At 37.0% G+C, this 14971-nt stretch carries 10 protein-coding genes; 3 read left to right on the plus strand and 7 right to left on the minus strand.

Annotated features, from left to right (window positions below):
• The 7 genes from E1140_RS14975 to E1140_RS15005 form a co-directional block, all read right to left on the minus strand.
• On the minus strand, positions 1-2920 hold a 2920-nt coding region (locus E1140_RS14975), incomplete at its 3' end, for a BspA family leucine-rich repeat surface protein (protein ID WP_155185521.1).
• Positions 2921-3309: 389 nt separating this feature from the next.
• Complete coding sequence (locus E1140_RS14980; protein ID WP_155185524.1) at positions 3310-3891, minus strand: DUF2911 domain-containing protein; 582 nt, start codon at positions 3889-3891, stop codon at positions 3310-3312.
• 131 nt (positions 3892-4022) lie between these two features.
• Positions 4023-4535: a cupin domain-containing protein gene (locus E1140_RS14985; RefSeq protein ID WP_155185527.1), complete on the minus strand. Its 513-nt coding sequence runs from the start codon at positions 4533-4535 to the stop codon at positions 4023-4025.
• A gap of 220 nt (positions 4536-4755) precedes the next feature.
• On the minus strand, positions 4756-5646 hold the full coding sequence (locus E1140_RS14990; RefSeq protein WP_155185530.1) for a hypothetical protein: 891 nt from the start codon (positions 5644-5646) through the stop codon (positions 4756-4758).
• 32 nt (positions 5647-5678) lie between these two features.
• On the minus strand, positions 5679-7082 hold the full coding sequence (locus E1140_RS14995; RefSeq protein WP_155185533.1) for a SusD/RagB family nutrient-binding outer membrane lipoprotein: 1404 nt from the start codon (positions 7080-7082) through the stop codon (positions 5679-5681).
• A gap of 28 nt (positions 7083-7110) precedes the next feature.
• Positions 7111-10326 (minus strand): SusC/RagA family TonB-linked outer membrane protein, encoded by a 3216-nt coding sequence (locus E1140_RS15000; protein ID WP_155185536.1) that lies wholly within the window; start codon positions 10324-10326, stop codon positions 7111-7113.
• 350 nt (positions 10327-10676) lie between these two features.
• Positions 10677-11276 (minus strand): response regulator transcription factor, encoded by a 600-nt coding sequence (locus E1140_RS15005; RefSeq protein ID WP_185153617.1) that lies wholly within the window; start codon positions 11274-11276, stop codon positions 10677-10679.
• Positions 11277-11514: 238 nt separating this feature from the next.
• Between E1140_RS15005 and E1140_RS15010 the strand changes: the two genes are divergently transcribed.
• The 3 genes from E1140_RS15010 (at position 11515) to E1140_RS15020 (ending at position 14971) form a co-directional block, all read left to right on the plus strand.
• The gene (locus E1140_RS15010; RefSeq protein ID WP_155185542.1) at positions 11515-12771 is read left to right on the plus strand and encodes an SdiA-regulated/phytase-like domain-containing protein; all 1257 of its coding nucleotides are present in this window, start codon (positions 11515-11517) and stop codon (positions 12769-12771) included.
• A gap of 159 nt (positions 12772-12930) precedes the next feature.
• Positions 12931-13932, plus strand: coding sequence for an alpha/beta hydrolase (locus E1140_RS15015; protein WP_221412706.1), 1002 nt, complete (start codon positions 12931-12933; stop codon positions 13930-13932).
• A 13-nt stretch (positions 13933-13945) separates the two neighbouring features.
• A complete protein-coding gene (locus E1140_RS15020) occupies positions 13946-14971 on the plus strand; it encodes a sensor histidine kinase (RefSeq protein ID WP_155185548.1) in 1026 nt (341 codons plus the stop codon).

The following is a 14971-nucleotide window of genomic DNA, read 5'->3' on the forward strand; positions in this document are numbered from 1 at the left end:
ACCCATTTTCAGCGCTTGTAATGGATTCAATTGTTAAAAGTTGTGATGCCTCGACTGCTGGTAAAAAATTGTTATCTCCATTCTGTATTGCGGTAATTGTTACATCTCCGAATTGGTGAATTCTCAAGACACCAGAATCATCAACACTCGCTATTTCATTATTTGATGAAATGAAACTTACCAATAATCCAGATGATGAGGTGGCCTCTAGTTGATGCAAGGCTCCAATGCCTAATTCAGGTAATGTGTTAAAAGTGATAACTTGTGTTGCTTTGGTAATAGTTAAATTTTCTCTTACTTCTTCTGCAGGTTCAAAATTAGAATCTCCAGGTTGATTGGCTGTTATAACAGTAGTACCGACACCAACAATCTCTATCATAGTACCATTTACTCTTGCAACACTTTCATCTGAGCTTTTAAATTCTAATGATAGAGATGATGATGAACTGGCCTCTATTTCAAAATCTGGATCTAAAATAGTCTTAATATCAAATGGTTGAAAAATAATAGTCTGATTAGATTTTTCTACAGTTAAAGTTTGAATGACAGATATGGCGGCATTATAATTATCGTCACCAGTCTGACTGGCTGTTATTGAAGTAATCCCAACACCAGTAATTTCAATTACGCCCTGATTTATTAACGCTACAGAAGGGTTTGAGCTAGTAAAAGATACCGGCAGCCCTGATGACGCACTTGCGTCAATCGTAAAATCAGCATCACCATATGTGGAATTGGCTATCTCATTGAATGAAATAGTCTGATCTGATTTATTGACTATCAATAATTGTGATACATCTGGAGCTGCTGCAAAATTATCGTTACCAGATTGTGAAGCAGTAATTGATGTACTTCCAGCTCCAACAATAGTTACAGTATTGCCAGATATAGTAGCTATACTTGGGTCGGCACTAGTATACGTAATTGGTAAATTTGAACTTGCCACTGCACTCAATTCAAAGTTATCATCACCATATGTAACATTACCTAAAGCCGAAAATGTAATAGTTTGAGTGTCTTTTACTATTAGTGTTTGATCAACACTATTTGCTGCATTAAAATAAGAATCTCCGTTCTGAGTAGCGGTAATAGTGGTTGTACCTACACCATTTATGGTTACAGTAGAACCAGAAATGCTAGCAACAGCAGGATTTGATGAAACATAATTAAGGTTAAGCCCTGAAGATGCTGAACCTTCAAGTTCAAAATTCGAATCGCCAATTACAACACTCATAAGAGACTCAAATGTTATTATCTGATCTGACTTTGTACAATCAATACCCGCGTCATCAATAACCCACCCGAATGAATTTGTTAAAATATTTCTCGAAGCCTCCGCTAAACAATATGAAACGCCTGTAACACCAAATGCGACACTACTAATACTTGCCTTACTTGCCCAGCTATTGAGCAATTTGTCGTAGTTATAGTTTTTAAGAGCAGTAGAGTTGAGCATCTGCTCCATAGTAGTAACCTTACTAATATCCCATGCGCTGATGTCTTGATTGAACTCTGAAGAAAACCGAAACATAAACGACATGTCTGTTACATTTCCTGTTTCCCAATTATTTAAAGGTTGATTGAACAAAGATAAATTTGAGAACATGCCTTTCATATTAATGACACTGCTAGTATTCCATAGATTGATATTTTGGTTAAAAGCAACAGCAGAACTGAACATATGTGACATATCTGTCACATTAGCTACATTCCACGAGCTCAAATCCTGGTTGAATTTTATGGCTTGATTAAACATTGCCGACATGTTAGTTACATTGGATACATCCCAGCTGCCAATATCCTGATTGAAAGCATCTGTTTGACGAAACATAAATGACATATCGCTAACTATAGAAGTATTCCAAGAGCTAACATCCCCATTGAAAACTGTGCAGCCATTAAACATATAGCTCATGTTCGTCACATTGCTAACATCCCAATTATTCAGATTACTGTTAAACTTGATCGCCCCACTGAACATTGCTGACATAGAGTTCACATTGCTGACATTCCAATTATTCAATTCACTGTTAAATGCCTCAGCATTGTAAAACATAGCAGACATATCAGTTACACTACTAACATTCCATGAACTTAAATCTGCATTAAACTTAGTTGCACCGAAAAACATAGAATTCATTGTTGTTGCTGCGCCAACATCCCATGTGCTTATATCCTGATTGAAGTTTTTCGCTGAATTAAACATGTATGACATGTCTTCTACCTTACTCACATCCCAGTTACTGAGGTCGCCATTGAACAAATCCGTTTGAGAAAACATATATCTCATATTATCCACAGCACTAACATCCCAATTACTTACATTACCGTTAAAAAACTTCGCTTGGTAAAACATTTGATCCATGTTTGTAATAGTACTCACATCCCAATTATTAAGATCTCCATTAAAGTTGGTAGCTCCTGAGAACATTCTGAATAGTGTGGTGGTATTTGACAAGTCTGGAGCATCAGAGGCATTATAAATTAAGTTTTCACATCCATTAAAAGCACGGTTCATAGACTCCCATTGAATATCACCCCATGCATCAATTCTCAATATTTTTTGCTTGTCACCAGCATCTCCAAAACGAATTGCAGGAAATTGGCCGGATATAGATACTTGATAAGTACCTGAAGAAGAATAAGTATGTATTATATCGCCAGTTATACCTGTGTCACTGGTACCATCACCCCAATCCACCGTATAATCATAAGTAAACCCGAATGCTGTAGCTGTTGGGATTTTTATTTGATTGTCATTTGAGCTGCCGGGATTATCAGTTTTCCAAATGGTAACAAATGGGTTCTGCCCCATTAAATTACCAGCTGAAAAGAAAATGATGAGAATCAAAAGTGGCTTTTTGAATTTCAGATTCTTCAAATAAAAAAGAATACTATTACTCTTAAAACATGACTTCATTTCGAAACGATTAAAAAATTACACATGCTCAAGAATATGCCTTCAGAGTGATAAAATGGTTAATTATAATTATTCTTAACGCCTTTACTTATCTCAATAAATCTGACAGGATTAATTATTAAGATCTGTCCATTAGAACTTCAATTTTAAGTACCTTGATATGATAGTAATTAATAAATTGGGAAGGGCTCAATTAGCAACAATTCAATTATTAGGAGGGTAAATAATAATTATGTCTAACTATTATTATTGAAATGAGATTCATTAAATGGTCTAGTTAATATATCAACAAGATTGCTAACCATTCTTTATGAAGAAATGACACTACCAGGAGGTATAAAAAAAAGCGACCCAATCGAGTCGCTTTAGATTTTTAGATATTTTCTGCTTTACAATCCTATCGGTACTCTTACCATGGTATCGTCCCAGGCGATAATCATGTGGGCGCCTGGTTCAGCTTCTTCAAACATAATGCTCATGTTCTCCACAGTACTTTCAGTTTTCTGCTTTGGTACTTTTATAGTTGCTACCATGCTGTCATCTGGCTTATAAGAGTAGTGTCCCCAACCATCTGTATCAGAACTGAAATGAATAGTCCAATCATCTTCTCCTAGTAATGCATACATTGTATATCTCCCTGCAGGCACCTTTTTACCGTCAATGGTTACGTCCTGAAAAAACATGATTTCGGTAGATTCATTTGCACCCACTCTCCAGATATTACCTGGTTTTTCCAATTCGGTAAATACTTTTCTTCCTTTTGCCTGCGGCCTTGAATAAGTAACTCGAATTATTGGTTTTGCATTCTTTTCTGCATCTGTCTTTCCGAATGCTCTAAAAGCTACTCTTGATGGGTAATACGCCATATCCATAGGACTTCCATCCAATTTTGGAAACTCCTGTGCATTCGCATCAGGATTTGCAACTAAGCAAGCAAGTACAACTAATGATAGTAATAAGATTTTTTTCATTTTGATAAGTTTAAATGTTATAACACTATAAATGTAATTAATCGGAAAAGGTTTAAAATGTCAGCTAAGAGCTAAAATTGAATTGAATTCTCTTTGTTTCTGTATTGTTAATCCAAAAACAAATTCAGGTGTTACCTTCCAAAATCATCCTGGACTCTGATAATATCATCTTCATCAGAAGGTTGATTTGCATCTGTGTGTTGCCAAATTTCTGCAAGTACACCCCAACTAGAAAGTCCAACTAATCTATGCCTTTGACCTTGAGTAAGGCGTATTTCATCTCCAGCCTTCAATGTTTTAACTTCATCTTCCTCATCTGTTAAGCTTGTGATCACCCCTACATTGTTAGAGAGGCTTCGCCAGATCTCAGCTCTTCTATTATGATATTGCCATGAAAGTCGTTTACCTGGTTCTACAACCAGAATTTTAGGACTTAGCTTTCCGCTAATTTTTAGTGATGACAGCTCAACACCTGGAAAGAACAACTCCGCAAATTCTTGCGCCTGACCTTCATCAATAACAAAGAAACCTCCCCATGGTCTGTTAAAATCTTGCGATACAACATTGATTTTTAAGGATTTAAGGTATTCAGCTATTTCCTGAAATATGTCATGGCGATCAGTGCCTTTTAGTTCTAGTTGCATATTAATCTCTAATCTCTTGTTGTAGTATAATCCAAAGATATTGGATTGTATCTATTAAGAAGCGATTTTTGATAATAATGTATATTAGAGTCTCCCTGATGGCTATGCACTGTTTTATTAATCTATTTTAGGTCATACTTATGCTAAGCATCAAAACCACTTAAAAAAATAGAGGCTAACTTAAAAAAGTCAGCCTCCATCCATTATAAAATCACCTAAACTAAATCTTCACTAATCTAATAGTAGTTTGGGCTGCTGGGCCACAATCTCCGTTCACATCCTCTGTCAAGGTAATTTCTAGCACACTGTCATCAGTAGGATCAAATGAGCTAGGAACATCAGCAGAGCCGAAGCTTATACCCGACACACACTGCAACCCAGAATTCTGGTTATCAGAAAACAAGACTCGCTGGCATTCCAGTCTAAACTGAAATGTTTGTGCTTGATTGCCAATACCAAATGATGGAAGGTACGTAGCCTCAAAAGAGCGCACAAAAGTACTTACTTCCTCCAAAGTTATAGGGCCTGCACCAAACAATGTCGCTCCACCACCTGCTGAACTACCAGTAACATCTACAATATTATACTCACCTGTAAAATCAGCATCTAGTGGGCAAGAAAATACTAATTGCGAAGTTCTTGGAGTATTTAAAACCGCCTCTGGTGTAGGGCTAGGTCCGGTAACATTGAGAATATAACTAAATGACCATGAATCTCCCGGATCTAGATCATCTTCAGTCAGAACATTTCCATTAATTGGAGCATCCGCAAACAACTCTGCCAATGTCTGTGAAAAGCTATCACCAGTAACCGTATAAGTTACCGGGCTAGACTTTACTGGATCCGATGTATCAGGATCATCATCAAAGTCAGCAATGTTAAGCACCTTGGTCACCTCTACAGAAGCTATGGTGGTAGCATTCTGTTCTGCTTTGTCAAAATCTATTGTAATGTCAGAAGTTTGTTGATACAAGAAATTTAGTGATGCAGGAGGGTTTATGTTTGCATATAGCTCTCCTCCATCGGCCACATCAAATGGTTCATCACCACAACCAGTAATGATCAGCATAATAGCCAATGATAAAAACCCTATTTTAAATATATTTTTCATATTAATAATTTTATTTTTTTAATTAATAATTATCATTTGAAAGCCCATAAAGGAACATCAAGATTATTATTGGCTCCCTGATTGGCTATGGCCGCTGCTAAACTCTCAGCGTTAGTAATCCGCTCATTTTGAGCATATGTTATTCTTTTAGGAATAGCACCACTTGGGTTGTTTCCTTTTACTCCATTTGGATTAGGTGTAAGCGCTGGAAATCCAGTTCTTCTGTAATTGACCCATACTTCTAACTCCGCCTGACCATATAAGGCGATGTAGCTTTCATTCATGATAGCTTCAACAGCAGCAGTTGGAGATAACGCACTAATATCAGGTAGATTACCAATGTAAGTTGCTGCATCTGCAGCTTCCACATCCATATAATCCATACTGGCCTGAACAGCAGCTACAAAAGATGTCTGTGCAGCCGCTGCTGAACCTGTTCTCACTAATGCCTCAGCCTCAATGAACTTCAATTCAGTGTATGAAATCAAAGGACTTGGAGCTGTGTTGACGGTCCAAAATAATCCTCCGTCACCAACGGTGGCTTCTGTGTAGAAGTTAGTACCGTCTGTAATCAAATCCTCACGAGGGTCGTTTCTTTCTCCTAGTTTTGTCACAAGGCCCTGATTGATTACCAATGTATTAGGACGCCCTCTTCCAAATAACGCATATGGATTAGAAAATGCTGAGGCTGCATCCCAAGTAAAGTCAGGCTGACCAGCTGAGCTGGTAAATGCACTGGCTATCTCAGTCAATGCACTCGATGCATTGCTGTTATTCACCTTTTGCAAGTGCATAAAATACCTCGCCTTAAGCGCATGTGCTGTAGCTATCCAGCTAGCTGCATCTCCATCAAAAATCAAGTCTGAACCTGACGCTGGTCCACCACCAACAGCCGGTTTACTTAACTCTGTAATAGCCTCAGACAAAAGTGTCTGAATATAATTGTAAATAGACTCTTGTGAATCGTAACCTGGCTTTAGGTTCTCAGTTCCTAAGAATGCCTCTGTATAGGGCATGTCACCGAATATAGATGTACCTGTACCTAAAGCATTGGCCATTAATATTTTGGCAATACCTACGTAGTAAGGTTGTTCCTCCGCTGTTCCTTTCTCGATCATCACAACTGCATCCTTCATTACTCCGCCATAAAGGCCAAAATTCCAGAAGTTATTCAATACATTTTCGTCAATCACATAATTCTCTAAATCATTCTGCTGAGCATCAAAGCCAGAGAAATGCTGCATCAAAATACCTGACAACCTAGCTGCAGTACCTGACTGGTTGTAAGCGGCCTGCGTTATGGCAGCTGGCAATATCAAATTTAATTGAACGTCTGCCTGTCTTGTTGGGTCAATGTTTTCATCACCATACTCGCAACTGGAGAGTGATACTGTAAAACCCAAAGTCAGTAATAGTATATATTTTAAATTTTTCATAATTAATATTTTTTTTACCGTCTACTAATTAAAATGTCACATTCAAAGTAGCTCCATAACTTTTGGTATTTGGCATATTGAAATAATCAAGGCCAATACCGTTATCAGCACCAGTTAAGTTAGTTTCTGGATCAATACCATCGTAGTCAGTTTTTAACCAAAGATTTCTCCCCTGTACTGAAAAAGACGCTCTGGAAAGCTTAAGCTTCTCAAGTATTGATGCAGGGATTTGGTAAGATAAAGTCAACTGTCTTAGTCTGATCCAAGACCCATCCTGGATATTCTCTTCTACCAATCCTCCAAATCCATACCTATTCCATTTGTTTCCTCCGATACCATCAGCTGGATTGGCGAAATCTACAGGGATATTATTCACCGCCTCTGTTGGATTACCATCACCATCTGCTAGAACACCATCAAATACATAACCTCTGATTTCTCTTTCATCACCAGTTACCTTGGCCGTACCAAAAGTCTTTAATATCCCGCCTGTTCCATTCCAAATGTCACCTCCTTGTCTTATGTCTAATAAGGCTGATAAGCTAATACCTTTATAAGAGAAAGTATTTCTAATACCGGCAATCCAATCTGGGTTAGGGTCACCTAAGTACTTATCTCCAGCTGGGTCAACGTTGGGCCAGCCATTTGGACCTATCACCAATTTACCTTCAGCATTTCTTTGGAATGCATTGCCATATAGGGCACCATAAGGCTTACCGGCAATTACATTAGAAGAAGCAGAGGTAAATCCAGCTAAGAAGATTCTATCTGTTCCTTCTGCTAACTCTTTCACAAGCGACTCATATTGCGTGAAGTTAACTTCAACATCCCATGAGAAGTCTCCCACCTTAACGGGATTTCCAGTGATTAATAGCTCATGACCCTTATTTTCTATAGTACCTGCATTGGCAATGGACCCGCCAAAACCTGTGGTATTCGAAATGTTAATGTTGATGATTTGGTCAACGGTTTCACTATTATAGTAGGTGTAATCAAAACCCAGTCTTCCGTTAAAAAATTTGAACTCACCACCAAATTCATAAGTGGTGGTTAATTCAGCCTTTAACTTATCATTACCCAAAGTGGCACTTCTTTCAAACGCATTAGTTCCAAAAGCAGGGAATCCAACTCCAGCTATAAAACCATCGCCAGTTGCTTCTGCAGAATTGAAATAGCTATTGGTCACATAAAGAGGCGCATCATTACCTACCTGTCCCCAAGACCCTCTTAATTTTCCATAAGATAAGATAGGACCATTAGCAAGTCCAAAAGCTTCTGTGAAATCGAAACCTAACGCCACGGCTGGGTAGAAGAAAGAATTAGCATCTTCTGGCAAGGTAGAAGACCAGTCATTACGGCCTGTGAAATTCAAGAATAAGAAATTCTTATAATCTAATTTAATATCTCCAAGAACACCATTGATCTGCTTTCTATCCCATAATTCAAAAGTTTGGATTGTTGCAGCATTTGAGATATTACTAAATCCCGGTGACCCAAAATCAGTCCCAATATCTTCACTTGTGTAAGCATCAAAAGTATAATAGTTATGTCCAAAAACGGCACTAATGTTTAAATCTTCATTTATGTCTTTATTGATGACAAATAATAAGTCAGAGTTTATATCGGTTCTATTTCTATCAAGATTTACAATAGTTCCTGTCGGAAATGCCGCTCCACCTTGATCAGCAAAACCTTTGGTTCTATCTGTATAATGATCGAGTCCGATTTTGTAGGTAGCTTTCAGCCATGGAGTAATCTCATATTGTAAGTTCACATTACCTATTATTCTGTTGACATTATCATCAAACTGGTTCTTTGCCACTGTCCAGTAAGGACTATCATAAACACCCGCTCTGTAACTTCGTTGTGATCCATCAGGTAATTGATAAGTAGCAGGATCATCTGCAGCCTCTTGTCCTGTTTTTCCGTTTCCAGCATCAAACGTGGGTGTATTTCTATACAAACCCAGTGCTACACCAGAAATGTTAGACCCTCTTTGTAGCCTACTTCCACCAGTATTAGAGAAGGTAGCAGACATACCTGCAGTCAACTTATCATTGATTTTAGTATCTGTGGTAAGTTTGGCTGTAGTCCTTGCCCACTCAGAATTTGGCACTATACCTGACGTAGTTAAATTACCAAAAGATAAATAGTAAGTAGACTTTTCATTTCCACCAGAAACTGAAATGTTTTTATCCCAAGTCTGTCCGGTAATAAATAAATTCTCAGCATTATTATAGTTGCGTGCAGGTACACCATTTCCAGTACCTTTGGGTACTAATCGGCCATTTACATCATAAGGATAATCTGATCCATCAAACTCCAGATCAGCAATAGCTGGTCCATAGCTGTTTCCTTCAAACGTGTCTGGCCCTCTCCAAACATTAACACCACCAACGGGTCTACCCTGAGCATATTTCTTCTGGAATTCAGGTAATTTGTTTACCTGATCAAAAGTCAACGAAGTATTAAAATTCACTTTTGCCTTACCATTCTTACCCTTTTTAGTAGTAATAATAATAGCACCATTAGCGGCTCTAATACCATAAAGTACCGTAGCAGAAGCGCCTTTCAGTACGGTCAATGACTCAATGTCGTTCGAATTGATATCAATCGCCCTGTTTGAGTTATCAACACCTCCGGTGCCATTACCCTGCCCCCCCTCTGAGTTATCAATTGGCACACCATCTACCACAAAAAGTGGTGAGTTAGAACCGTTAATGGAAGTGTTACCTCTAATTCTAATGTTAGCAGATGCTCCTGGTGAACCTGATGAACTCACAACACTCACACCTGCTACTTTTGAGTTCAATGCATTAACCAAGTTGGTCTCACGAGCATTGACAATGTCATCGGCTGCTACATTCTGAATAGAGTAACCTAATGCTCTCTTGTTTTGCTCAATACCAACCGCTGTAACCACAACTTCAGAAAGTTGGGTGACATCCGGTGACATTTGAACATCGATTACTGATCTTGCACCCACTGCCACTTCTTCGGTTGAAAGTCCAATAAATGAAAATACCAAGGTGCCTCCATCTGAAGGCAACGATAATCGATAATTCCCATCGACATCGGTAACAGTACCTGTAGTTGTACCTTTAAGTACAACGTTTACTCCTGGTAGCGATGATCCATCATCGATGGACGTTACTTTCCCGGAAACGGTGCGTTCTTGAGCCCACGATTCGCTAAAAGCAAATGCGAACATCAACATGAAACTCAATTGTAAAAACTTCTTCATATTGTTTTGTTAGGTTGATAAAAAACATTGCGCTCCTTACGCAACTCAACAAAACTATTCCTAACAGCACTCAGTCATTTGGCTCGAAAATGGGGATTTTAATTTCCATTTATAGATTTACAAGTAATTGATTATCAATTATTTAAACAATAATTTAATTTTATATTTTAAGATGCTCGTCAGAATAAATCGAAAAATATCCCCCAATCTGACTAGCTTGGTTTTGTGAAATTTTTCTTTAGCCGGGAAATGAAAAAAGCCACTTTTTCAAGTGGCTTCATTGGTCAAGCAAATACTCAAATTGTTTTAATCTTAACAACTTAAACCAATATGATCAAAAACCTGAATATCTACATTATACCAATGTTTCTAGCCTTCTCAACAGCATTAAATCTACTCTTTACTTCGAGTTTTGAGTAAATGTTTTCAAGATGTGTTTTAACAGTCTCTTTGCTTATAAACAATTTGTTGGCAATCTGATTGTAAGAGAGGCTTCTACCTAGCTCTTTCAAAACCTCCAGCTCCCTTAATGTTAGATCTGAATCAATAGCAAAGGCCACCTGATGGCTTTTATTGACAAGGTGCTTAAAGACACTATTAGAATCAGGAAATGTTATCATATCCAGTATATCCTTATAAGCATATTTGTTGCCCTGATAGGAAATTATGCCGAACTCCAAATAATCATCTAATAATCCAGCGTTTCCGCCTACACCTATAATATTGATATCGTCAGACTGAAGATACCTATATAAAGACTTGTAGTTTACTGAATCCAAATCAATGATAACAACATCGCTGTTTTTAAAAATCATATTCATCCAATCCACTTGATCTACATTGACTGCACCTTGAAATGAATAACCATTACATACATTCAATATTAGTCTGAAGTCATTGGCATATTGCTGATCACCTGAAATCAGCCCTATTTTCATAATACTTTGCATAGTCTTTCCATTAAGCATATACTATTTTAGTTATAAGATTGATTTTGAGAGGGTGGAGACTAAGTGAAGACGCACTAAAGCACTATGAAGCAACACCTATTGGGAATTAACAATTGAGCAGAAAAGGCCATTAGAGGACTTGATAGCTCATTCAAGTTTATTTCATCTTTATCCTAATTATGTGAGCTTTTAATTGATATCAATAATTTCCAAATTGCCTTGTCCTTAACATTAAGGTATGAAGACATTATTATTAATTATCGCCATTGGTTTATCAGGGCAATCTATAGCACAGGATAGCCTTATGTATTATTATAACAAAAGCACCGAAGCTTATAAACAAAAAGATTATCCACTCTTTTTGTCTTCTCTTGAAAAGGCAAATAGTCTTAGACCAAACCACCCAACACTTGTTTACAATTTAGCCGCAGCATACTCATTAAATGATAATCAAGAAAAGTCAATTAAAACCCTTAAAGGACTTATACTCATGAATTCAAAAACGAGCATTGAGGGTGATAGCGATTTCATTAGTCTTAATTTACATGCAGAGTTTTTGGAATTAACTAAACTAAAAGAAAGCTTAGAGCAGCGTTTTCAAAACAGCAGAGTTTATAAGCAAATTGAAATTCAGAACATCCATCCTGAAGGAATGGCCTATGACAACAAAAACAAAAACTTTTATTTTGGTGGGGTCAATAAGAGGAATATTGTTCAGTATTCACAAGATGGAAGTATCACGCAGTTAATCAACTTCAAAACTGACAGCGACATCTTTTCCGTAATGGGGATTGAATATGATCAAAAAAACAAGGTTTTATGGGCTTGTACTGGCGCACTCCCTGAAATGATGGATTATAATGATTCTTTAAAAGGTCGCTCCTCTATTCTCGCTTTAGATCAAAATGGTAAAATATTGAAAAAACATGTGTTAGAAGGCAATCACATGTTTGGCGATCTTAAAATACTTGATGACGGTTCTGTATTAATCTCGGATACGGGAGAGAATAGGATATATAAGATCACACTTAACACAGAGCCTGAACTATGGTTTGATCTGAGTCAAAAAGTTTGGAATCTTCAGGGGCTGGCAATGTCTGATCGTGAAGAATACTTGTATCTATCTGACTATATTTCAGGTCTTTACAGAATAAATTTAAAAAATAGGGAAGTAGAAAAAGTCAACCTTCCTGAAACCGTATCTGATAAGGGCTTCGATGGGATATATTATTATAAGAATCAGCTTATTGGTATACAAAATGGAGTTTCTCCAAAGAAAACCTGGCTTTTGCAATTGGACAAGTCTGGACTAGGTGTAGCAAAAGCCAAGGTTATAGATCAGGCGCTGGACATTCTGGACGAACCAACTCAGGGCATATTAATTGACAACAGGTTTCTGTACATTGCCAACAGTCCCTGGGCACATTATAAAGAAGGGCAGTTTGATAATTCTAACATTGTTAAAACTACCATTCTAGAATATATAATTGAATAAGTTAAGAATAGCCTCAAACACTTCAGGTTATTAAAATGTAATTTAAGTTGGCAAAAGTGACACTTGGTCAATAGCGAGTTCATTTTGAAGCTAAACAGTTATACCCTCACATATAATTAATACATAATCTTAATGAGGATTTTCTGTTATTGGCTAATAATGAGTTTATGCTATAATATAACATACAGTCAGGACTGCAGTAGCAAAATAAAATACCATTCCGTTTATGATCTGTATGATCTGGATGTCTATACTCCAGTTAATTATGATTCGAATAAATCATACCCTGTGATATACTTTAATGATGGTGAGACCATATTTACAAGTCAGGGCTGGAACATGAAACACATACTTGATAGCCTTATAGCACAAGGAACTATAAATGATGTTATTGTTGTCGCTATTTATTCTGGTAATCAGCGAAATAAAAGATACATCCCCTATCTTGCTAGCTATCCTGTTAAAAATACAGCAGAGGAATATGCCACTAAAATTAACGAGCTTATTATTCCATATGTTGAGTCAAGGTATTCCATAGATGATTGCAAACGAGGGATTGCCGGAGCCTCATTTGGTGGGTTATTCAGCACATGGGCGGGTTTATCTTCCAATACTTTCTCCTTTGTGGCCTCCTTCTCACCCAGCTATTGGGTAAGAGATTATGAAATTATCAGAAAACCACCCCAAAAAAGAGATAAGCCATTAACCCATTGGTTTGATTTAGGTACTGCAGAATGGAATTATTATGTACCCTTTATTGATGTACTTGACAGTATGGACGCAATAAAATCTGGTGCCTCATATTATTATGAAGTACCTGACGGCACTCATACATATGATTCGTGGGCCGACAGACTTGGGTACGCGCTACAAATCTTTACCGAAACTTATGATAGAACTATTAAGGAAATTACGCTGATTAATGAATGTATACCCAGCCACTCCATGCCTGGAAGGATTTTTCAAAGAGTAAACCCCATAGTCACCACAAACTCTGGCACAAAATATTCTCTATCAACAAAAGCCAAATACGAGATTAGTAAAGGGAAAGGTACAATTGAATCAGATGGTAGGTATTTGTTAGAGTCAGAAACAGCAGAAGTAACTGTCGCTTACGGCAATTATGTAAGAAAAATAATCCTTAGTAACTGCAATAATTAGTAATTTACCAGAGATGAAAACATACAATTCATTCACCATAAGAATTTTATTAGCGGCTTTAATATCTCTACCAGGGTATGCAGTTTTAATACTAATTCAAAATGCGAGTCTTACAGATGTTGCCATTTATGCGTATGCAGAATACACCACAGCAGTATTTGTTTCGCTCGTTATGCTTCTTGAGTTTCAGAATTGGAAAAGCAATTTGCTGGAAAAAAAACTATCATGGAATGACAGTTTTACAAAGAGGCTCATTAGTGAGCTGATTATTACATTTATTGTAACTCCTTTATTAATCACAGCTTCTTACTACTCCTTTTACAATTTCTATTGGGATATGAATATATATTTCCCATCGGCCATTTTTTACAATTCGATAGGCATTTTCATCTCTTTGTTTTTCCTGGCATTTGTTAATGCTGGTTACTTCCTTACCAATTGGAAAAATGCTTCAATTCGTGCAGAGGTACTAGAAAAAGAAAATATCAAATCGCAACTCATAGCCTTACAAAATCAGCTAAGTCCGCACTTTCTTTTTAACAATTTCAACATTCTGAGTGCTTTAATGGATGAAGACTTGGATACCGCTAAGCAGTATCTGCATAATCTGTCTGAAGTATTCCGATATATACTTCAAAATAAATACAATGAGGTGGTTAGCCTAGAAGATGAACTTAAATTCATCACCAATTATTCATTCCTTTTACAAACAAGATTTAAGAAGAAATTTAATCTACGCATTGAGATAGATGATAAATACAAAAACCTTAAAATACCTCCAGTATCACTGCAGGTAGTATTAGAAAATGCCTTACAACATAATGAAGTATCTGAAAAATATCCGTTGCAAGTGGATATTACCAGTGATGGTTATGAAATTGTGGTAAAGAATAAAATCAAACCTAAAAAAGGCAAAATAAATAGCACCAAAACCGGGCTGGATAATATCGCGCGTAGGTATGAATTTATTACTTACAAAAAGCTAAGGATAAATAAGGATAATGAGATGTTTACAATAGCCCTGCCCTTGATTGACTAA

Origin of the sequence: Fulvivirga lutimaris, assembly GCF_009711525.1 — a bacterium.
GTDB classification, from domain to species: domain Bacteria; phylum Bacteroidota; class Bacteroidia; order Cytophagales; family Cyclobacteriaceae; genus Fulvivirga; species Fulvivirga lutimaris.

Excerpts from the sequence above, each read along its gene's own strand:
- E1140_RS14990 (WP_155185530.1), bottom strand. The coding sequence starts at position 5,646 with ATGAAAAATATATTTAAAATAGGGTTTTTATCATTGGCTATTATGCTG.
- E1140_RS15010 (WP_155185542.1), top strand. The coding sequence starts at position 11,515 with ATGAAGACATTATTATTAATTATCGCCATTGGTTTATCAGGGCAATCT.
- E1140_RS15005 (WP_185153617.1), bottom strand. The coding sequence starts at position 11,276 with ATGCAAAGTATTATGAAAATAGGGCTGATTTCAGGTGATCAGCAATAT.
- E1140_RS14995 (WP_155185533.1), bottom strand. The coding sequence starts at position 7,082 with ATGAAAAATTTAAAATATATACTATTACTGACTTTGGGTTTTACAGTA.
- E1140_RS15000 (WP_155185536.1), bottom strand. The coding sequence starts at position 10,326 with ATGAAGAAGTTTTTACAATTGAGTTTCATGTTGATGTTCGCATTTGCT.
- E1140_RS14985 (WP_155185527.1), bottom strand. The coding sequence starts at position 4,535 with ATGCAACTAGAACTAAAAGGCACTGATCGCCATGACATATTTCAGGAA.
- E1140_RS15020 (WP_155185548.1), top strand. The coding sequence starts at position 13,946 with ATGAAAACATACAATTCATTCACCATAAGAATTTTATTAGCGGCTTTA.
- E1140_RS15015 (WP_221412706.1), top strand. The coding sequence starts at position 12,931 with ATGAGTTTATGCTATAATATAACATACAGTCAGGACTGCAGTAGCAAA.
- E1140_RS14980 (WP_155185524.1), bottom strand. The coding sequence starts at position 3,891 with ATGAAAAAAATCTTATTACTATCATTAGTTGTACTTGCTTGCTTAGTT.